Here is a 19,337-nt window from a genome sequence, read left to right as displayed (position 1 = left end):
TATTCCATCCGATGCCTTTCATCAGGCTTATGCCATCAGGTACAGATTGCTCATCTGAGATACTACCGTGCGGGTCTACGCCGCCCACTGGGCAAATTGGTAATACAGCGGAACGCCCAGCAGTACGTTAAATGGAAACGTGATCCCCAAGGCCGCGCCCAGTGAAATGGCCGGATTAGCCTGTGGGATCGCCATCCGCATGGCGGCAGGGGCGGCGATATAGCTAGCCGAGGCGGCGAGCAGTGCCATTAAGGTCATGCCGCCGACAGATAACCCCATCAGCAGGGCAAAGCCAATCCCCACCCAGCTCAGCAGCACCGGTAGCCCCAATCCCATTAAGAGTAGTGTGAGACCATGTTGGCGCAGTGAACTGAATTTGCCCGCCACCACCAGACCCATCTCTAACAAGAACAACGTCAGCACCGGCTTGAACAAGTCAAGATAGAGTTTGTCCAGTGGCTTGATCCCCTCGGGGCCCGCGAGCACACCGATGAGCATCCCGCCGAGCAACAGTACGATACTTTTGCCTAATAGCACCTCATGCAGCAATTTCCCCCAGCCATGACCACGCGGTTTTTCGTTATCACGGCTGCCTCGGCGTGCCAAGATCACCCCAATCACCAGCGCAGGCATTTCCAGCAATACCAAGAACAGCGTGGTTTGTGATTCATAGGCAATCTGATGGCGGCTTAAAAACGCCACCCCAACGGCGAAAGTCACCACCGAGACCGAACCATAGTGCGCCGCCAAACTGGCTGCATCAGGGCGGGGGAGGGCAGCGAAACGCAGTACAGGATAAACCAGCAGCGGGATCACCACGCCCATCAGCAGCACCCACAAGCTTTGCGGTAACACCTGCAACAGGGGTTGCTTGGCCAGCTCTAGCCCACCTTTAATGCCGATCGCCAGCAGCAAAAATACGGACAGCGTATCGTATAAAGACGGGGGCAATTTTAAGTCTGAGCGGGCTAAACCGGCCAGCAGCCCGAGCAGGAAGAATAAAACAACCGGATCCATCGGTGTGCTGACTCCTTTGATACCAGAAGGGAGATAATTTGGCGCAATAGAACGAATCTACTACAATGGTTCAACAAAAAAAACGCTTAAAAACAATAAGGTATTAGCATGCCGCTTTAGCGTATTGCCGCGGTTGGCCAGGGAGCAGACATAGCCTTGGTCAATAAGCATCTCGCAGCATATTTGATAATAAAGAAGCGGCACGTGCACGGTCATCAATAGAGGGAAGTCTATGATACAAGAACAGATCATCGCTAAGTTGCAGGCCGCCTTTGCGCCGTTGCATCTGGACGTCATTAATGAAAGCCATCGCCACAATGTACCGGCTGGTTCGGAAAGTCATTTCAAAGTCGTACTGGTGAGTGATGCGTTTTGTGGGCAGCGTCTGTTAGCGCGCCATCGCGCGGTAAACGCCGCCTTAGCTGAGGAACTTGCGCATCATATTCATGCGTTAGCGTTGCATACTTACACACTGGAAGAGTGGGCCGCGATTCAGGGCGATTTCCCTGATTCACCGCAGTGTCTGGGTGGCAATAAGCGCTAAGTAGCACAGTAACCCTGATGTAAACAGATAATTAACCACAAAACCGGGGTGACCCGGTTTTTTTATTTGTGTTAATGACATGTGGTGCAGTTGGTGTTGCCAAATGTTTCGGTTTTTATTTTTTGTGTGATAATAAATCAACCGTCACGTTTTTCTGAGTGTGAGGCACCGATCACATTATTGAATATTGGCTCGTTTAAGCCTGCGTTTTTACCTCAATTTTGTGTGCTTTGTGTCAGAGAGAACCGCTTTGAGAATGGCATCAAAGAAGACAAAAATGCTAAAATATGCATCTTGTAATGGGTTTACATCTGTTACGGCTGTAGCGAAAGTTTTAAGAGTTTAACAGCGGGAATGGCGGTGAGCCGGCGGCGAAATGACAGGACGATTTTTGCCTACAGGTTCGATAAATCACATTCTCCACAGGCTCGGGTAAAGGCGTCAGGATGTCGTTTCTTGCTCGGACAAATCTTTCTTTCCTTCCCGATAAAGTAGTGCAAGTGAATATGATTACAATTACAAAGGGTCTGGATCTCCCTATTGCGGGTGTGCCGACGCAAGTAATCCATGATGGTCCGACCATCAACCAAGTCGCTACGCTAGGCGAAGAGTACATTGGTATGCGCCCTACCATGCATGTGCATGAAGGGGATGTGGTGAAAAAAGGCCAGGTTCTGTTTGAAGACAAAAAGAACCCAGGCGTGAAATTCACCGCACCTGCCAGTGGAAAGGTTGTAGCAATCAACCGAGGTGCCAAGCGTGTGTTGCAATCTGTTGTGATTGCCGTTGAAGGTGACGAACAAATTACCTTCAAGCAATACAGTGCAGACGAATTAACGACGCTGGATCGTCAGCAAGTTAAAGACAATCTTATCGAGTCCGGCCTGTGGACTGCGTTCCGTACCCGTCCGTTCAGTAAAGCGCCAGCCGTAGACAGTGAGCCAGTGGCCATTTTCGTTACGGCGATGGATACCAATCCATTGGCAGCGAATCCGGAAGTGGTGATCAACGAGCAGGCTGATGCTTTCGTTCAGGGTCTGAATGTACTGACTCGTCTGACTGACGGCAAAGTGCACCTGTGTAAAGCGCCGGGCGCGAAGATCCCATTCACCACCGATGCACAAGTGGTGATCACCGAGTTTGCCGGTCCGCATCCTGCAGGTCTGGCGGGCACGCATATCCATTTCTTGGAGCCAGTTAGCCTGAATAAGATCGTTTGGCATATTGGTTATCAGGACGTGATTGCGGTCGGTAAACTGTTTACTACCGGTGAGCTGTACACCGATCGCGTGATCGCGCTGGGTGGCCCACAGGTGAACAATCCGCGTCTGATCCGTACCCGTCTGGGTGCCAGCACCGAGCAGCTGGTAGCCGGTGAGCTGAAAGACGGTGAAAACCGTGTGATTTCCGGTTCTGTACTGAACGGGACTATCGCTGCTGACAGCCATGCATTCTTGGGTCGTTTCCACAACCAGATTTCTGTGCTGCTGGAAGGTCGTGAGAAAGAGTTTATGGGCTGGCTGGTGCCGGGCGTAAACAAATACTCCCTGACTCGCACCACACTGGCGCACCTGTTTAAGAAGCACCTGTTCAAATTTACTACCGCAACTCAGGGCAGTGAGCGTGCCATGGTGCCTATCGGCAGCTATGAGCGTGTTATGCCGCTGGATATTCTGCCAACGCTGCTGCTGCGTGATCTGATTGTGGGTGATACTGACGGTGCGCAGACATTGGGTTGTCTGGAACTGGATGAAGAAGACTTGGCGCTGTGTACCTTTGTGTGCCCAGGCAAGTATGAGTATGCCCCAATCTTGCGTGATGTCCTGACCAAGATTGAGAAAGAAGGTTAATCGAGATGGGTTTGAAACACGCTCTTGAAAAGCTCGAACATCATTTCGAGCCAGGCGGCAAGTACGAGAAGTTCTATGCCGTATACGAAGCCGTGGCTACCATTTTCTATACGCCGGGTACTGTTACCCGTACGTCTGCCCACGTTCGTGACGGGATAGACCTTAAGCGTATGATGATCATGGTGTGGATCGCCGTATTCCCAGCCCTGTTTTGGGGTCTGTACAATACCGGTGCACAGGCCATTATTGCCCTGAACCACATGTACGGTGCTGAGCAACTGGCTCAGATCGTTGCCGGTGACTGGCACTACTCTCTGGTTGAAGCGCTGGGTGGTTCGATGACCGCGGCTGACGCTGGCTGGGGCAGTAAAATGCTGCTGGGTGCAACCTACTTCCTGCCAATCTTTGCCGTGGTATTTGCGGTAGGTGCGACATGGGAAGTACTGTTTGCTATCGTGCGCGGCCATGAAGTTAACGAAGGTTTCTTCGTAACCTCTATTCTGTTTGCCCTGATTGTTCCGCCGACTCTGCCATTGTGGCAAGCCGCGCTGGGTATCAGTTTCGGTGTTGTGGTCGCTAAAGAGATCTTTGGTGGTACTGGCCGTAACTTCCTGAACCCTGCTCTGGCTGGTCGTGCATTCCTGTTCTTTGCTTACCCAGCACAAATCTCCGGCGATCTGGTATGGACCGCTGCTGACGGTTTCTCTGGTGCGACCGCGCTGTCCCAGTGGGCAACTCAAGGTCAAGCAGGTCTGGTGCACAATGCAACCGGTCAAGCAATCACGTGGTTCGACGCATTCCTGGGTAACATTCCAGGCTCCATCGGTGAAGTGTCTACCCTGATGATCCTGCTGGGTGCGGCATTCCTGGTGTACATCCGTGTTGCTTCTTGGCGCATCATTGCCGGTGTCATGATCGGTATGGTGGTGACCTCTACGCTGTTTAACCTGATCGGCTCTGCAACTAACCCGATGTTTGCCATGCCTTGGTACTGGCATCTGGTGCTGGGTGGTTTTGCGTTCGGTATGGCGTTCATGGCGACTGACCCAGTATCAGCCTCTTTTACCAATAAAGGTAAGTGGTGGTACGGTGCGCTGATCGGCGTGATGGCAGTACTGGTTCGTGTGGTTAACCCGGCGTATCCGGAAGGTATGATGCTGGCAATTCTGTTTGCTAACCTGTTTGCCCCGATTTTCGACTATCTGGTGGTACAGGCAAACATCAAGCGGAGGAATGCGCGTAATGGCTAAGAGTAACGATAGCATCGCCAAAACGCTGCTGGTGGTAATTTCCCTCAGTCTGGTGTGCTCTATCATCGTAGCCGGTGCTGCGGTGGGTCTGAAGTCTACCCAGATTGAACAAAAGCAGCTGGATAAGCAGCGTAACATTCTGTCTGTTGCGGGCTTATTGCAGCCGAATGTCAATGTTAAAGAGACATTCAGCAAGTTCATCGAACCACGTCTGGTGGATCTGGCGACCGGCAACTTCGTTGAAGGTGATGCCGCTCACTACGACCAGCGCGCTGCGGATAAAGACCCTGCGCTGAGCATCAGCATCCCCGCTGATCAGGACGTAGCGAAGATCAAGCGTCGCGCGAAAGTGTCGGCGGTGTATCTGGTACGTGATACCGAAGGCAAGGTAACGCAAGTGATCCTGCCAGTACACGGTACCGGTCTGTGGTCCATGATGTACGCCTTCCTGGCGGTAGACATTGATGGCAACACCGTAAAAGGCATCACTTACTACGATCAGGGTGAAACCCCGGGTCTGGGCGGCGAAATTGAAAACCCGAACTGGCGTAAGCTGTGGGTTGGCAAGAAGCTGTTTGATGTCGACGGTAAGCCGGCAATTCATATCGTGAAAGGAACCGCACTGCCAAACGATCCGTATGCGATCGATGGTCTGTCAGGTGCAACTCTGACCGGTAACGGCGTACAGAACACCTTTGACTACTGGCTGAGCGAGAATGGCTTTGGTCCATTCCTGGCCAAGGTGCGTGCTGGAGAGTTGAACAATGGTTGATCGTAAAGAAATGAAAAAACTGTTGGTCGGCCCGGTACTGGATAACAACCCGATTGCACTGCAGATTCTGGGTATCTGTTCGGCACTGGCCGTGACCACCAAGATGGAAACCGCGTTTGTAATGACGCTGGCGGTAACTGTGGTAACCGCGTTCTCCAACTTGTTTATCTCACTGATTCGTAACCATATTCCGAACAGTGTGCGTATTATCGTGCAGATGGCGATCATCGCCTCGCTGGTAATCGTGGTAGACCAGGTGCTGAAGGCGTATGCCTATGAGATCTCCAAGCAGCTGTCGGTATTCGTTGGCCTGATCATCACCAACTGTATCGTAATGGGCCGTGCGGAAGCCTATGCAATGAAGTCGCCTCCAAAAGAGAGCTTCTTGGACGGTATCGGTAACGGTCTGGGCTACGGTGCGATCCTGCTGGCCGTTGCGTTCCTGCGTGAACTGATCGGTTCCGGCAAACTGTTCGGCGTGTCCATTCTGCCTCTGGTACAGGATGGTGGCTGGTATCAGAGCAACGGTCTGTTCCTGCTGGCACCAAGCGCATTCTTTATCATTGGTGGTCTGATTTGGGCTATCCGTACTTACAAGCCTGAACAAAACGAGAAGGATTAACGGCAGATGGAACATTATATCAGTCTGTTTGTCCGCTCTATTTTCATTGAAAATATGGCGCTGGGCTTCTTCCTGGGGATGTGTACTTTCCTGGCTGTGTCCAAGAAAGTGGCGACCTCGTTTGGTCTGGGTATCGCAGTAACCGTCGTTCTGGGTATTGCTGTTCCAGTTAACAACCTGGTGTTCAACCTGATCCTGAAAGACGGCGCACTGGTTGCTGGCGTTGATCTGAGCTTCCTGAGCTTCATCACCTTTATCGGTGTAATCGCAGCTCTGGTACAGATCCTGGAAATGGTGCTGGATAAGTTCTTCCCACCACTGTACAACGCGCTGGGCATCTTCCTGCCGCTGATCACCGTAAACTGTGCGATCTTCGGTGGCGTATCTTTCATGGTGCAGCGTGACTACAACTTCAGCGAATCCATCGTATACGGTATCGGCTCCGGTATCGGTTGGATGCTGGCGATTGTGGCTCTGGCCGGTCTGCGTGAGAAGATGAAGTATTCCGACGTACCGAAAGGTCTGCGTGGTCTGGGTATTACCTTTATCACTGTAGGTCTGATGGCGCTGGGCTTCATGTCCTTCTCCGGTATCCAGTTGTAATCAGGGCGTATAGGAACATTCAATGGAAATTATTCTTGGCGTAGTAATGTTCACCCTGATCCTGCTGGCATTGGTTTTGGTAATTCTGTTTGCCAAATCCAAGCTGGTAAGTTCCGGTGACATTACGATTGAAATCAACGGCGATCCTAACCTGACCATCACGACTCAGGCTGGCGGTAAGCTGCTGGGTGCTTTGGCAGCCAACGGGATTTTCGTTTCTTCAGCCTGTGGTGGCGGTGGCTCTTGTGGTCAGTGCCATGCCAAAGTGCTGGAAGGCGGCGGTGATGTACTGCCGACCGAACTGTCTCACATCACCAAGCGCGAAGCGGCAGAAGGTTGCCGTCTGGCTTGCCAGGTGAACGTGAAAGAAAACATGAAGATCGAGCTGCCAGAAGAGATCTTCGGCGTGAAGAAGTGGGAATGTGAAGTTATCTCTAACGATAACGTTGCTACCTTCATCAAAGAGCTGGTACTGGCTATTCCGGAAGGCGAAGAAGTGCCATTCCGTGCCGGTGGTTATATCCAGATCGAAGCGCCAGCGCACCACATTAAATACTCTGACTTCGATGTTCCTGAGGAATATCGTGAAGATTGGGACAAGTACAACCTGTTCCGTTATGAGTCAGTGGTTAATGAGCCAATCATCCGTGCATACTCCATGGCGAGCTATCCGGAAGAGAAGAGCATCATTATGCTGAACGTGCGTATCGCTACGCCGCCACCAAGCAACCCAGATGCCCCTCCAGGTCAGATGTCTTCTTTCATCTGGTCTCTGAAGAAGGGTGACAAGGTGACCATTTCTGGTCCATTTGGTGAGTTCTTCGCCAAAGACACCGACAACGAAATGGTGTTCATCGGTGGTGGTGCGGGTATGGCGCCAATGCGTTCCCACATTTTCGACCAGTTGAAGCGTCTGCACTCCAAGCGTAAGATGAGCTTCTGGTATGGTGCTCGTTCTAAGCGCGAAATGTTCTATGTAGAAGATTTCGATATGCTGGCAGCTGAGAACCCGAACTTTACGTGGAATGTGGCGTTGTCTGATCCGTTACCGGAAGACAACTGGACCGGTTACACCGGTTTCATCCACAACGTGATTTACGAGAACTATCTGCGTGATCACGAGGCGCCGGAAGACTGCGAATTCTACATGTGTGGTCCTCCAATGATGAACGCCGCGGTCATTAAGATGCTCAAAGATCTGGGCGTTGAAGATGAAAACATTCTGCTGGATGACTTTGGTGGTTGATATCCCGCATGTTTGTAAAAACTAAGCAATGGCTAGCCCTGGTCGGGCTGGCCTTTTTTCTAAGTGGGTGTAATGACAGTTCGTCAAACGAACAGATTGCCCTGCAAGGCCAAACGATGGGGACCTATTACTCCATCAAGTACATTAACCAAGATAATTTGCCAGCGCCGGAGCAGGTGAAAACCGAAATCGATAAGCGTCTCGAACTGGTCAATGACCAGATGTCGACCTATCGACCGAAATCCGAGCTGAGCCGCTTTAACAGCAGTACCGCCGTTAACACGCCATTTGCCGTGTCGGCCGATACTGCCAAAGTGGTGCGTGAAGCACTGCGCATCAATCAAGTGACGCACGGTGCACTGGATGTGACCGTAGGGCCGCTGGTGAACCTGTGGGGCTTTGGTCCAGAAGGTCGCCCAGACAAAGTGCCAACGCCTGAAGCGCTGGCGGAGCGCAAAGCGCGCGTCGGTATTCGTCATTTGTCGGTACAGGGCGATGCGCTGGTGAAAGCGATCCCTGAGCTGTATGTCGATTTGTCATCGATTGCCAAAGGGTTTGGTGTCGATCAGGTGGCCGAGTATTTAGCGTCGCTTGGGATCCAAAACTACATGGTGGAGATTGGCGGCGAAGTGCGCCTGCACGGTCATAACGCACAGGGTAACCCGTGGCGTATCGCCATTGAAAAGCCGGTTGCGGGGGTAGACCAAACCGCGCAGGAAATTATCGCGCCGGGAAATATGGCGATTGCTACCTCTGGTGATTACCGCAATTACTTTGAGCAAGATGGGAAGCGTTATTCGCACACCATTGACCCGCGCACCGGCGAGCCGATCCAGCACAAGATGGTGTCTATCACCGTGCTGGCACCAACGTGTATGGAAGCTGATGGTCTGTCGACCGGTCTGAATGTCTTGGGCGAGGAAGAAGCGCTCAAAGTGGCTAACGCTCACAACATTGCGGCCTTTATGATCATCAAAACTGCCGATGGCTTCAAAGAAGTGGCCACCGAGGCGTTTAAACCCTATCTGCAAAAGCAACCGTAAGGAGCTTCGATGACCGTATTTATTGCTACGTTTGCGGTATTTGTGTTGGTCATTGCCGGTATGGCAATTGGCTATATTGTGCAGAAGAAAAGCATTCATGGCAGCTGTGGCGGAATTGCCAGTTTAGGTCTGGAAAAAGTCTGTAACTGCCCTGAGCCGTGCGATAAGCGTAAAGCTAAAATGGCGGAAGAAGCCCGTTTGGCCAAGCTGCAGGAAAATCGCATCATCTGATGCTTGCACGCACTATCTGCCTGCTCTCACCCGCGTTGTGCGAACTGCGCGTAAACGCGGAGCGAGGCGCGATGGTACTGATAATTGGCCCCTGTCACGACAGGGGCTTTTTTCTGCCTGCTGGATTGTCATTCAGCTATCACTGCATGTATATTTATACAGTGATGCGAGGCGGGTATGCGGAAGATTATTCATATTGATATGGACTGCTTTTATGCAGCAGTCGAAATGCGCGACAACCCCAAATTGCGCCATGTACCGTTGGCTATCGGCGGGCGAAGTGAGCGGCGTGGGGTGATCAGCACCTGTAATTATGTGGCGCGCCGTTTTGGCGTGCACAGTGCCATGCCTACCGCGCAAGCCTTTAAGCTGTGTCCGCATCTGACACTATTACCTGGGCGGATGGATGTGTACAAACGGGTTTCACAACAGCTGCATGCCATTTTCCGCCGCTATACCCCGCGTATCGAACCTCTGTCATTGGATGAAGCCTATTTAGATGTCACCGAGTGCAGCTTATTCCACGGCTCGGCGACCTGGATTGCCGAGGATATTCGGCGTGCTATCCGCGAAGAGTTACAGCTTACTGCCTCCGCGGGTGTTGCACCGGTAAAGTTTCTGGCCAAAATCGCCTCCGACATGAATAAGCCCGATGGGCTGTATGTGATTCGCCCAGAGCAAATGCCGGATTTTGTCGCCGCATTGCCGCTCAATAAAATCCCCGGTATTGGCAAAGTCTCAGCGCAAAAACTGGCCGATATGGGGCTGTATACCTGCGCCGATGTTCATCGTGTGGAGCTGAAAACGTTAGCCGACAAGTTTGGCAAGCAAGGCCATATGCTGTGGCAACGCAGTCAGGGGATTGATGAGCGGGAAGTTAACCCTGATCGGCAGCGCAAATCGGTTGGGGTAGAGCGCACCTTAGCTGAAGATATTAACTCGCTCGATGAGTGCCGCCGGTTGGTGACGGAGTTGTATCCCGAATTAGAGCGTCGCTTGCAGCGGGTGAGTCCGTCTTTGGCGATTGCGCGGCAAGGGGTGAAGCTTAAGTTTTCCGATTTTCAGCTCACCACCCAAGAGCATGTCTATCCGGTGTTGTGCCTCGATGATTTGTTGCAACTGGCCGAGTCGGTTTGGCAGCGCTGCGAAGGGCGTGGGGTGCGTTTAGTCGGCTTGCACGTTACCTTGCTTGACCCACAATTGATTCGGCAATTGGCTTTGCCGTGGAGCTAGTGGCAGACTGCGCATCACGTACTTAGCGGAATAAATGAGCGGCATAAAAAAGGGTTGTCCCTATGGACAACCCTTTTGTCATCGATAATCGGCCAGATAGCCTTACCGGCGATTAACCACGCGCAGGAATGTTTTTCAGCAGCATGGTCAGCAATTGCCAGTATTTATCGACGCTAGCAATGTGTACGCGCTCATCTGGTGAGTGTGGGCCACGAATGGTTGGGCCGACAGACACCATGTCCATCTGTGGGTATGGCTCTTTAAACAGGCCACACTCCAGACCGGCGTGGATCACCATGATGTTCGGGGTTTTGCCGAACATGTCTTGGTAGGTTTCACGCACCACTTGCATGATTGGTGAGCTGTTGTCTGGTTTCCAGCCTGGGTAGCCGCCGGTGAACTCAGCGTTTGCGCCCGCCAATTGAGCCAGCGCTTTGAGCATGTTTTGCACGCCACAACGGCCACTGTCGATCAGAGAACGGATCAGGCAGACAATTTTCACTTCGCTGTCAGAGGTGGTAACGACACCGACGTTCAACGAGGTTTCCACCACGCCCGGCACGGCATCGCTCATGCGCATCACGCCGTTCGGGCAGCTGTGCAGCAGCGCCAGCAGACGTTGCTGTGCATCGTGGGCGAAAATTTGAGCCGGTTGCGCGGCGTTATCCAGCAGGATAGTCAGGTTTGGCTCGATCGCGCCCAGCTCGTTTTTCTGAATTTCAGTGAACTTGCTTACCAGCGCTTGCAGACGCTCTACGTTGGCATGTGGCAGCACAAAGGTCGCAGCACCTTCACGAGGAATTGCGTTACGCAGGGTACCACCGTGAATGTCAGACAGACGCAGACCCAGCTCTTCAGCGTGACCGAACAGGAAACGGCCCAGCATCTTGTTAGCGTTGCCCAGATACAGGTGGATATCACCGCCGGAGTGGCCGCCTTTCAGACCTTTTACGGTCAGGGTGAAGGCGTGCATGCCCGCAGGTGTCGCTTCACGGCTCACTGGCAGGGTCAAAGTGGCATCGATACCACCGGCGCAACCCATGTAAATCTCACCTTCTTCTTCCGAGTCGGTGTTGATCAGGATTTCGCCTTGCAGCCAGTTTGGTTGCAGACCAAATGCACCGGTCATTCCGCTTTCTTCATCGATAGTCAGCAGCACTTCCAGTGGACCGTGCTCCAGATCAGATGATGCGACCACTGCCAGTGCAGAAGCCATACCGATACCGTTGTCCGCGCCCAGTGTAGTGCCTTGGGCTTTAACCCACTCACCATCAATATAAGGACGGATCGGATCACGGGTGAAGTCATGCTCAGTGTCGTTGTTCTTTTGCGGCACCATGTCCAAATGCGCTTGCAGCACCACCGGCTTACGGTTTTCCATGCCTGGCGTTGCTGGCTTACGGATCAGAATGTTGCCGACCTGATCACGCTCAACGTGCAGATTTTGGCTACGCGCCCACTCCACAATGTAGTTTGCCAGCGCTTCTTCGTGATGCGATGGGTGTGGAATAGAGCAGATCTTTTCGAAAAATTGCCACAAAGGTTGTGGTGACAGATGGCCCAATTGAGACACGGCGTGAACTCCTTTCGGGTGCCTGACAAAACAGCAATGAAGGGATACTGCTGTGTGGCCCCGTATTGTCAGTAATAGTGGAATCAACCCTGCGCTATTTATAACTACGTTGTCAAATAAAACAGCGTGTTATTTGGCAAATGCAGGTTTATGAGTCACAGCATACCACTGCCATTGCAGAAGCAAAAAATGATCTGCCGTTTTCTGCGATAGATTTTACCCACATGACTGGCCGTAAAAGAGGTGACCCACGCGGCACATGCTATTTCACCGATAAGACAATGAGTTGCAAACGCTGAATTGTTGCGCTCTATCTGTAATTTTTAGATCAAGAATGATGGGGTATTTTAGTGCTGAAAGGTTTTTGCGTGATTCATATCACTTTTTCTTGTAATTAAATTCCGAAGTGGTATTATTTTGAGCGTTGAGAAAAGCAACACAACAACATGCAACGCAACTTTAGAAAGCTTAAGGATTAAGCCCGTGTCTCACGCCTCCAAGGAACTGAGAACAAGTTAAAGGCGCCGCATTGGTCTTTAGTAACACTTGTTAATGAGGTGATTTATGCAAGGTATTTATTGCGATTTGTTCTGGAACCGTCGTGGTGTCTATACCGGACAACAGTTTGTTTATCCACGCGAGTTCGGCTACCGAATTTTCTGATTACCGGTTTCACTACCCGGTAATGATGGCAACATTGAACGATTTTGTTCATCCCTATTGGTCTATCAGTGAATTATGATGGCCCACACCTGATTCCTAGGTATTTTTACCACCTTCCAGCGAAGGTGGTTTTTTTTGCCTGCAATTTACCAGTGCTGTAAAAAGCAGCAGTTGGCCGCACAATCCTTCAAAAGATTGCATATATCGCAGATTCTCTGCCTGAATCACTGGTTTTTGTCTGGTGTTGTCTCTATAATCGCGCCCCAACAGTTTTTAGCTCTTTTTTAGGTAAATTGGCAAACGTTTGCCACTGCATGCATACCAAGACCGATTTCACTAGGCTGTCGGGTTATCTGGCATTCTACTGAAATCGTTTTTATTCTTGATAACGTGTTACGTCCAACAAAATTGAAACGCAATGCCGCTGAGTACGGGTTGCGATCGGGGTTATCGCCATGACAGAAAAATATATCGTCAGCTGGGACATGCTGCAGATCCACGCCCGTAAATTGGCTCACCGTTTGCTGCCAGCCGAGCAGTGGAAAGGCATTATCGCGGTTAGCCGCGGTGGTCTGGTACCGGCAGCCTTGCTGGCTCGTGAACTGGGCATTCGTCATGTAGATACCGTGTGTATCTCTAGCTATGACCACGATCATCAGCGCGCCCTGACGGTGCTTAAGCGTGCCGAAGGGGATGGCGAAGGCTTCCTGCTGGTTGACGATCTGGTGGATACCGGTGGTACCGCTAAGGTGCTGCGTGAGATGTATCCGAAAGCGCACTTTGTGACAATGTTTGCTAAGCCGGCGGGTCGCCCACTGGTTGATGACTATGTGATTGATATTCCACAAGACACTTGGATTGAACAGCCGTGGGATATGGGTATCACTTTTGTCCCGCCAGTTGCAGAACGTGACTAAATATTGACTAAACGCCTCGCATCTTGCGGGGCGTTTTCTTATGCTGTGGCGTAAACTCGACAACATCATCGGATGACAGGAGTGTTGTACGTCAATGAGTGAACCTATCAACCGCTCGCAAAGTCTGTTTAAGCCGCAGGTTAATCAGCAGGAAACCTCGACGATTGCCCGTCGCCAACCGCGTATTGCCAATCCACAAATTAACTCCTCTTTAGATGGTCGAACTGAACCTAGCTGGTATCGGGTCTTGAACCGTCCGCAATGGATTTGGCGCGGTATCAACCCTATCGATTTGGAAGCCACACTGGCGCGCATTGCAGTTAGCGATGCAGAGCGCACTCAGCCTCATTTGCTCGATACCGTGATTGGCTATCGCAGCGGTAACTGGATTTACGAATGGGCCAATCAGGCCATGCAGTGGCAGCAAAAAGCGCTGGATGCCGGCGATCAGTCGCAGGCCGGTGAACATTGGCTACAGGCTGCATTGCATTACAGCGTGGCCAGTTATCCGCATCTGCGCGGTGACCATTTGGCCGAGCAAGTCGAAGTGCTGGCTAACCGCGCTTACAAAGAGGCGGCGCATTGCTTGGGTTACAAGGTACGCGAACTGTCATTGCGCCATGAAGGACATCCGTTGCAGGCATATTTACACCTGCCGGGCGATGAAGGCCCTTATCCGGTCGTGATGCTGTGTGGTGGTCTTGATAGCCTGCATAGCGACTCGTATCGCTTGTTCCGCGAATATCTGGCCCCGCGTGGTATTGCCATGGTGACCATGGATATGCCATCGGTCGGCGCGTCTTCACGCTGGACGCTAACCCAAGACACCAGCTGTTTGCATCAGGTATTGCTGCACCATCTGGAGCAAGAGCCGTGGGTCGATCATCATAAAGTGGTGATTTTAGGGATCCGGTTTGGTGCCAATGCCGCGCTCCGGCTGGCGTTTTTGGAGCCGCAGCGTCTGCGCGGCGTCGCTTGTCTGGGCGCTGTGGTGCACCATCTGCTGTGCAGCCCACGTCAGTTTGACCAAGTGCCGCAGATGTATGTGGATATGCTGGCGAGCCGTTTGGGCATCGATGCCTCGGCGGAAGGGTTATTGCGCGCCGAACTGCAAAGTTACTCGCTGAAAAACCAAGGGCTATTGGGCCGACGTTGTCAGGTGCCGGTATTGGCGGCGGGAATTGAGGGCGATCCGTTCTGCCCAGAAGAAGAAAACCGCTTTATCGCGATGTCTTCGGTAGAAGGACGACGCTTAAAAATTCCGTCCAGCCCTCTGCCAACCGGCTTCCAACGGGCTATGGAACAAATTGCTGATTGGATAGAACAAAAACTAATATAAAACAGCTTGCCAGCTCTCCGGTATTTGCTGCAAGAATAGGCAAATCACCAAGGAGGTGCATATGCTGGTTCTCGGGCAACCCCGCTCTAAGCTGATCAGAAAACTGACTGCTCTTGGCCCTTACCTGCGTGAAAGCCAGTGTCTGGAGCAGCAGTTTTTCTTCGATTGTCTGGCTGTTTGCGCCAATCCACGTCTACCCACCGAAAAACGAGAGTTTTGGGGCTGGTGGCTGGAGTTACAGGCTGATGCGGATCGTCAGGCGCTAACCTATCAGTATCGCTTTGGTTTTTACGATAAGAACGGTGATTGGTTGGAAAAACCGTTACCGGATAAAACCATTGCTGATGAAGTTCACAATACCCTGCGGGTGTTCTATCCGCGATTACGCCAATTACTACACAGTTTGGAGATTGAACTGCAGCCTGCGCCCGGCGTATGTGGCATAGATCTCAATACGGCGGCCTGAACCTGCAACAGCGTGCTGAATCGTGAAAATTTTTGTGCAGTCAGTTGGCAGCGCCGCTGCAAGCTGCTACAACAAAGATTCACTTTTTTTCAGCCAAAGCAGGATTCAGGCATTATCCCATGAGCAGTTGTCAAACCATCGTTGTGAAATTGGGTACCAGTGTGCTGACAGGCGGTTCACGGAAGTTGAACCGCGCACACATGGTGGAGCTCGTCCGACAGTGTGCACAGATGCAGCAAGCCGGCCACCGTATGGTGATCGTAACGTCCGGTGCTATTGCTGCCGGTCGTGAACACTTGGGCTACCCCGATCTCCCCCCCACGATGGCGTCGAAACAACTGCTGGCAGCGGTGGGGCAAACATGCCTGATCCAGCTTTGGGAGCAGCTATTCTCAATTTACGGCCTCAACATCGGGCAGATGTTACTGACCCGTGCTGACTTGGAGGATCGCGAGCGTTTTCTGAACGCCCGCGATATGCTGCGCGCCTTACTCGATCAGAATATTGTGCCGGTCATCAACGAAAACGATGCCGTCGCCACCACTGAAATCAAAGTGGGCGATAACGATAATTTGTCAGCGCTGGCGGCGATTTTGGCCGAAGCCGACAAACTGATTTTGCTCACTGACCAAGAAGGCTTGTTTACCGCAGACCCTCGCAAACACCCTGATGCCGAGCTCATTCGCGAAGTCCACGCCGTGGATGATACTTTGCGTGCTCTGGCCGGTGACAGCGTATCCGGTTTAGGTACTGGCGGCATGAGCACCAAGCTACAAGCGGCCGATGTGGCCAATCGCGCCGGTATCGAGGTGGTTATTGCAGCGGGGAGCCGAGCGCATGTGATTGCCGATGTGGTCGCTAATCATTCCGTGGGCACCCGTTTTCATCCACAAACTACGCCATTAGAAAACCGTAAGCGCTGGATTTTCGGGCCACCACCGGCGGGTGAATTGCAGGTAGATGATGGCGCGGCGCAAGCCATTTTACAGCGTGGCAGCTCTTTATTGCCAAGTGGCGTGGTCAGCGTAAGCGGTACCTTCTCGCGCGGTGAAGTGCTGCGAGTGCGGGCACCGAATGGCAAAGAGATTGCTCGTGGCATGAGCCGTTACAACAGTGATGCGCTCAGTTTGATAGCCGGACGCCAGTCGCAAGAAATTGCCGACATTTTGGGCTACGAATACGGACGGGTGGTGATCCACCGCGATGATCTGATTCTGATTTAAGGGTAAGACAATGAATCGTTTAACGGATATGGGGTATGCCGCCAAACAGGCGTCATACCGTTTAGCTACCTTAAGTTCAGCCCAAAAGAATCAGGCCTTACATCTGATTGCCGATGAGCTGGTGGCGCGGGAAGCTGAAATTCTGGCGGCGAATGCCCGTGATTTGTTTGCCGCCGAAGCGGCCGGTTTGAGCAGTGCGATGCTCGACCGCCTGCGTCTGACGCCTGAGCGTCTACAAGGAATTGCCAGCGATGTGCGTCAGGTTAGCCGCTTGCATGATCCGGTCGGCGAAGTGATCGACGGTAGTCGTTTGGATAATGGGCTGGCTCTGGTGCGCCGCCGCGTTCCGCTTGGGGTGATTGGCACCATTTATGAGGCGCGCCCGAATGTGACCATTGATGTGGCGAGCTTATGCCTGAAAACCGGGAATGCGGTGATTTTACGCGGTGGTAAGGAAACCGTGCACACCAATCAGGCGATGGTGGCCGTTATTCAGCATGCGTTGGCAGAATGCAATTTACCGGCAGCTGCGGTGCAGTCGATTGACGATCCAGATCGGGCGTTGGTGACCGAATTGCTGACACTGGATAAGTATGTCGACATGATTATCCCACGCGGTGGTTCAGGGTTGCAGGCCTTGTGCCGTGAACAAGCCACCATCCCCGTGATTACCGGCGGTATTGGTGTGTGTCATATGTTTGTGGATGCCAGTGCCGATTTGATTGGCGCCGTGAGCGTGATTGAAAACGCCAAAGTGCAACGTCCGAGCGTGTGTAACGCCTTGGAAACCCTGTTGGTGCATCGCCATATTGCGGCCGATTTTTTGCCAGAATTGGCCAATTATTTGCACAGTTTGGGCGTGACTTTACATGCTTGCCCAGAAAGTCTGGCGTTGCTGCAGGCGGCCGGTACACGCGCGCAGGTGATCCCGGTGCAGGCCGAAGATTATGTGGATGAGTGGTTGTCGCTGGACTTGAACGTCAAAATTGTTGGCGATCTGGATGAAGCGATTGGCCATATCAACCACCACGGTAGCGGCCACAGTGAAAGCATTCTGACTCAGACGCTGGCGCATGCAGATCGCTTTACCTTAGAAGTGGATGCCGCTGCGGTATATGTTAACGCCAGCACTCGTTTTACTGACGGTGGCCAGTTTGGTTTGGGCGCCGAAGTGGCAGTCAGTACGCAAAAACTGCATGCGCGTGGGCCGATGGGTTTAGAAGCCCTGACCACCTATAAGTGGATTGGCTACGGGGATAATCTAATCCGCAAATAACCACTTGTTTTAATTAGCAAACTTATTATTGACGCCGTCCGGTTATGCCGGGCGGCGTTTTTATTTTCGCCAAACTGACATTTTTGACCGCAAAAAAACGGCGCTCTTCTATGCTGATTAAAGGCATCTGTATGTCATAACCAGAAATGCAGCAAGGAACACGATTATGCGCCTTTTCTTATTCAGGAATGCTCAGCTTCCGCATGTTTCTTCTTTGCCCCACGCTGGTGCGTCTCGTCGCTTTGCTGCGTTGCTGACGCTGTGCTTTTCCTTGCTGTGGCTTACTGGCTGCGATGGTGATAAGACCGCAGCTGAAAGTGGCGCCGCGCCTGCGGCCATGCCGGTCAAAACCTTACGCTTACAAGGCCAAGAAGTGCCAGAGGATTTCTCCTTTGTCGGCCTGACCAAGAGCTCGCAACAGGTCAACATTGTGTCGCGCGTAAATGGCTTTCTGGATAAGCAGGTGTATCAAGATGGCGCCATGGTAAAGCAGGGGCAGACCTTGTTTTTAGTGGATGCCAAACCGTTCCAAGCGCAGTTACAAGCCGCGCAGGCCGCCTTGTCGCAGCAAAAAGCCAATTTGCTTGTCGCCCAACAAAACTTACGGCGCATTAAGCCACTTGCCGCGCAAAATGCGGCAAGCCAAAAGGATCTGGATCAGGCGATAGGGCAGGAAAAATCCGCGCAAGCGCAAGTCGAAATGGCCAAAGCGCAAGTGGTGCAGGCGCAGTTAAATTTGGGCTATGCCACCATCAAATCGCCATTAACCGGGATCAGCGGTGAAGCTCTGATTGATGAAGGCACCTATGTCACCGCTAGCGACAAATTGACCTATGTGGCGGCGTTGTCTCCTATGTGGGTCAATTTCAGTATCTCGGAAGCTCAATCGTTAAAGCGCGATGAAATGATGCGCCAAGGGCTGCTGCGCTATCCGGGTGACAGCAAGTTTGATGTGCAACTGACGCTGTCGGATAACTCGGTGTATCCAGAAAACGGCCGCATCACTTTTGCTAATGCCGAATATGACTCGAAAACCGGCACTTTTTTGGTGCGGGCGAGCTTCAATAATGCCGATGGCAAATTACGCCCAGGGCAGTTTGTTCGCGTGACCGTGAAAGGAGCAGTACGGCCAAATGCGCTTTTAGTGCCGCAGTCGGCGGTGATGCAGGGCGCCAATGGACACTTTGTCTGGGTGGTGAACAAAGATAATAAAGCTGAATATCGGGCGGTTACGGTCGGTAGCTACGTGGGCCATGACTGGTTAATCGAACAAGGTTTACAACCGGGCGAGCAGGTGGTGGTAGAAGGCGGCATGATGCTGCGTCCTGATACGCCAGTGGTTGCCACCGAGGTGAGTGCGACGGATTTGAAAGCGGCTGACGCCGTATCAGCGGGAACGTCGAAATCAGAGTCGGTGCCTGCACCGAAACCCGATCAGAAGCCAGCACAGGCGCAATAATCAGGGGGCA

At 52.3% G+C, this 19,337-nt stretch carries 18 protein-coding genes; 16 read left to right on the top strand and 2 right to left on the bottom strand.

Translation table 11 applies throughout. The annotated features are described in order from the left end of the window. Window positions 1–75: 75 nt before the first annotated feature. Window positions 76–1,017 carry a sodium-dependent bicarbonate transport family permease gene (locus tag L975_RS00620; protein WP_047706646.1) on the bottom strand — a complete coding sequence of 314 codons (942 nt, stop codon included), beginning with the start codon at window positions 1,015–1,017 and terminating at the stop codon, window positions 76–78. A 232-nt stretch (window positions 1,018–1,249) separates the two neighbouring features. Between L975_RS00620 and bolA the strand changes: the two genes are divergently transcribed. The 10 genes from bolA to dinB all read left to right on the top strand — a co-directional run bounded on the left by bolA (window position 1,250) and on the right by dinB (window position 10,411). Continuing rightward, window positions 1,250–1,561: a transcriptional regulator BolA gene (bolA, locus tag L975_RS00615; protein WP_039045519.1), complete on the top strand. Its 312-nt coding sequence runs from the start codon at window positions 1,250–1,252 to the stop codon at window positions 1,559–1,561. A 506-nt stretch (window positions 1,562–2,067) separates the two neighbouring features. Beyond that, window positions 2,068–3,411 (top strand): Na(+)-translocating NADH-quinone reductase subunit A, encoded by a 1,344-nt coding sequence (locus L975_RS00610; RefSeq protein ID WP_010864295.1) that lies wholly within the window; start codon window positions 2,068–2,070, stop codon window positions 3,409–3,411. 5 nt (window positions 3,412–3,416) lie between these two features. Next, window positions 3,417–4,661, top strand: a complete 1,245-nt coding sequence (locus L975_RS00605) for an NADH:ubiquinone reductase (Na(+)-transporting) subunit B (protein WP_010864294.1) — start codon at window positions 3,417–3,419, stop codon at window positions 4,659–4,661. After that, on the top strand, window positions 4,654–5,433 hold the full coding sequence (locus tag L975_RS00600) for a Na(+)-translocating NADH-quinone reductase subunit C (protein WP_010864293.1): 780 nt from the start codon (window positions 4,654–4,656) through the stop codon (window positions 5,431–5,433). Before L975_RS00605 ends, L975_RS00600 begins: the two co-directional genes overlap by 8 nt. Then, on the top strand, window positions 5,426–6,055 hold the full coding sequence (locus L975_RS00595; protein WP_010864292.1) for an NADH:ubiquinone reductase (Na(+)-transporting) subunit D: 630 nt from the start codon (window positions 5,426–5,428) through the stop codon (window positions 6,053–6,055). Before L975_RS00600 ends, L975_RS00595 begins: the two co-directional genes overlap by 8 nt. A gap of 6 nt (window positions 6,056–6,061) precedes the next feature. Continuing rightward, complete coding sequence (gene nqrE, locus L975_RS00590; protein ID WP_010864291.1) at window positions 6,062–6,658, top strand: NADH:ubiquinone reductase (Na(+)-transporting) subunit E; 597 nt, start codon at window positions 6,062–6,064, stop codon at window positions 6,656–6,658. Window positions 6,659–6,680: 22 nt separating this feature from the next. After that, the gene (nqrF, locus tag L975_RS00585; RefSeq protein WP_010864290.1) at window positions 6,681–7,904 is read left to right on the top strand and encodes an NADH:ubiquinone reductase (Na(+)-transporting) subunit F; all 1,224 of its coding nucleotides are present in this window, start codon (window positions 6,681–6,683) and stop codon (window positions 7,902–7,904) included. An 8-nt stretch (window positions 7,905–7,912) separates the two neighbouring features. Beyond that, window positions 7,913–8,947 carry an FAD:protein FMN transferase gene (locus L975_RS00580; RefSeq protein WP_010864289.1) on the top strand — a complete coding sequence of 345 codons (1,035 nt, stop codon included), beginning with the start codon at window positions 7,913–7,915 and terminating at the stop codon, window positions 8,945–8,947. 9 nt (window positions 8,948–8,956) lie between these two features. Continuing rightward, window positions 8,957–9,178: a (Na+)-NQR maturation NqrM gene (nqrM, locus tag L975_RS00575; protein ID WP_010864288.1), complete on the top strand. Its 222-nt coding sequence runs from the start codon at window positions 8,957–8,959 to the stop codon at window positions 9,176–9,178. Window positions 9,179–9,355: 177 nt separating this feature from the next. Then, the gene (gene dinB, locus L975_RS00570; RefSeq protein WP_010864287.1) at window positions 9,356–10,411 is read left to right on the top strand and encodes a DNA polymerase IV; all 1,056 of its coding nucleotides are present in this window, start codon (window positions 9,356–9,358) and stop codon (window positions 10,409–10,411) included. Window positions 10,412–10,523: 112 nt separating this feature from the next. Here the strand turns inward: dinB and L975_RS00565 are convergent, their stop codons facing one another. Further along, entirely contained in the window at window positions 10,524–11,984 is a 1,461-nt protein-coding gene (locus L975_RS00565; protein ID WP_047706644.1) for an aminoacyl-histidine dipeptidase, read from the bottom strand. 1,118 nt (window positions 11,985–13,102) lie between these two features. On the opposite strand from L975_RS00565, the gene gpt reads away from it, so the two are divergent. The 6 genes from gpt to L975_RS00535 all read left to right on the top strand — a co-directional run bounded on the left by gpt (window position 13,103) and on the right by L975_RS00535 (window position 19,327). After that, window positions 13,103–13,564 carry a xanthine phosphoribosyltransferase gene (gene gpt / locus L975_RS00560; protein ID WP_047706642.1) on the top strand — a complete coding sequence of 154 codons (462 nt, stop codon included), beginning with the start codon at window positions 13,103–13,105 and terminating at the stop codon, window positions 13,562–13,564. A gap of 94 nt (window positions 13,565–13,658) precedes the next feature. Next, the gene (gene frsA / locus L975_RS00555) at window positions 13,659–14,903 is read left to right on the top strand and encodes an esterase FrsA (RefSeq protein WP_047706639.1); all 1,245 of its coding nucleotides are present in this window, start codon (window positions 13,659–13,661) and stop codon (window positions 14,901–14,903) included. A 61-nt stretch (window positions 14,904–14,964) separates the two neighbouring features. Next, window positions 14,965–15,369, top strand: a complete 405-nt coding sequence (gene crl, locus L975_RS00550) for a sigma factor-binding protein Crl (RefSeq protein ID WP_010864283.1) — start codon at window positions 14,965–14,967, stop codon at window positions 15,367–15,369. A gap of 119 nt (window positions 15,370–15,488) precedes the next feature. Beyond that, complete coding sequence (proB, locus tag L975_RS00545; protein WP_047706638.1) at window positions 15,489–16,592, top strand: glutamate 5-kinase; 1,104 nt, start codon at window positions 15,489–15,491, stop codon at window positions 16,590–16,592. Between the two features lie 10 nt (window positions 16,593–16,602). After that, complete coding sequence (locus L975_RS00540; protein ID WP_047706637.1) at window positions 16,603–17,868, top strand: glutamate-5-semialdehyde dehydrogenase; 1,266 nt, start codon at window positions 16,603–16,605, stop codon at window positions 17,866–17,868. 166 nt (window positions 17,869–18,034) lie between these two features. Further along, entirely contained in the window at window positions 18,035–19,327 is a 1,293-nt protein-coding gene (locus L975_RS00535; RefSeq protein WP_052181179.1) for an efflux RND transporter periplasmic adaptor subunit, read from the top strand. Window positions 19,328–19,337: the final 10 nt, after the last annotated feature.

The sequence above is a fragment of the Plesiomonas sp. ZOR0011 genome (assembly GCF_000800945.1).
Classification (GTDB): Bacteria; Pseudomonadota; Gammaproteobacteria; order Enterobacterales; family CAMTGL01; genus Plesiomonas; species Plesiomonas shigelloides.
This window is presented reverse-complemented; position numbering and strand designations above follow the sequence as displayed.

Bases quoted from the DNA above. Each gene is read 5' to 3' on its own strand.
- L975_RS00620 (WP_047706646.1), bottom strand. From the start codon at position 1,017: ATGGATCCGGTTGTTTTATTCTTCCTGCTCGGGCTGCTGGCCGGTTTA.
- bolA (WP_039045519.1), top strand. From the start codon at position 1,250: ATGATACAAGAACAGATCATCGCTAAGTTGCAGGCCGCCTTTGCGCCG.
- L975_RS00610 (WP_010864295.1), top strand. From the start codon at position 2,068: ATGATTACAATTACAAAGGGTCTGGATCTCCCTATTGCGGGTGTGCCG.
- L975_RS00605 (WP_010864294.1), top strand. From the start codon at position 3,417: ATGGGTTTGAAACACGCTCTTGAAAAGCTCGAACATCATTTCGAGCCA.
- L975_RS00600 (WP_010864293.1), top strand. From the start codon at position 4,654: ATGGCTAAGAGTAACGATAGCATCGCCAAAACGCTGCTGGTGGTAATT.
- L975_RS00595 (WP_010864292.1), top strand. From the start codon at position 5,426: ATGGTTGATCGTAAAGAAATGAAAAAACTGTTGGTCGGCCCGGTACTG.
- nqrE (WP_010864291.1), top strand. From the start codon at position 6,062: ATGGAACATTATATCAGTCTGTTTGTCCGCTCTATTTTCATTGAAAAT.
- nqrF (WP_010864290.1), top strand. From the start codon at position 6,681: ATGGAAATTATTCTTGGCGTAGTAATGTTCACCCTGATCCTGCTGGCA.
- L975_RS00580 (WP_010864289.1), top strand. From the start codon at position 7,913: ATGTTTGTAAAAACTAAGCAATGGCTAGCCCTGGTCGGGCTGGCCTTT.
- nqrM (WP_010864288.1), top strand. From the start codon at position 8,957: ATGACCGTATTTATTGCTACGTTTGCGGTATTTGTGTTGGTCATTGCC.
- dinB (WP_010864287.1), top strand. From the start codon at position 9,356: ATGCGGAAGATTATTCATATTGATATGGACTGCTTTTATGCAGCAGTC.
- gpt (WP_047706642.1), top strand. From the start codon at position 13,103: ATGACAGAAAAATATATCGTCAGCTGGGACATGCTGCAGATCCACGCC.
- frsA (WP_047706639.1), top strand. From the start codon at position 13,659: ATGAGTGAACCTATCAACCGCTCGCAAAGTCTGTTTAAGCCGCAGGTT.
- crl (WP_010864283.1), top strand. From the start codon at position 14,965: ATGCTGGTTCTCGGGCAACCCCGCTCTAAGCTGATCAGAAAACTGACT.
- proB (WP_047706638.1), top strand. From the start codon at position 15,489: ATGAGCAGTTGTCAAACCATCGTTGTGAAATTGGGTACCAGTGTGCTG.
- L975_RS00540 (WP_047706637.1), top strand. From the start codon at position 16,603: ATGAATCGTTTAACGGATATGGGGTATGCCGCCAAACAGGCGTCATAC.
- L975_RS00535 (WP_052181179.1), top strand. From the start codon at position 18,035: ATGCGCCTTTTCTTATTCAGGAATGCTCAGCTTCCGCATGTTTCTTCT.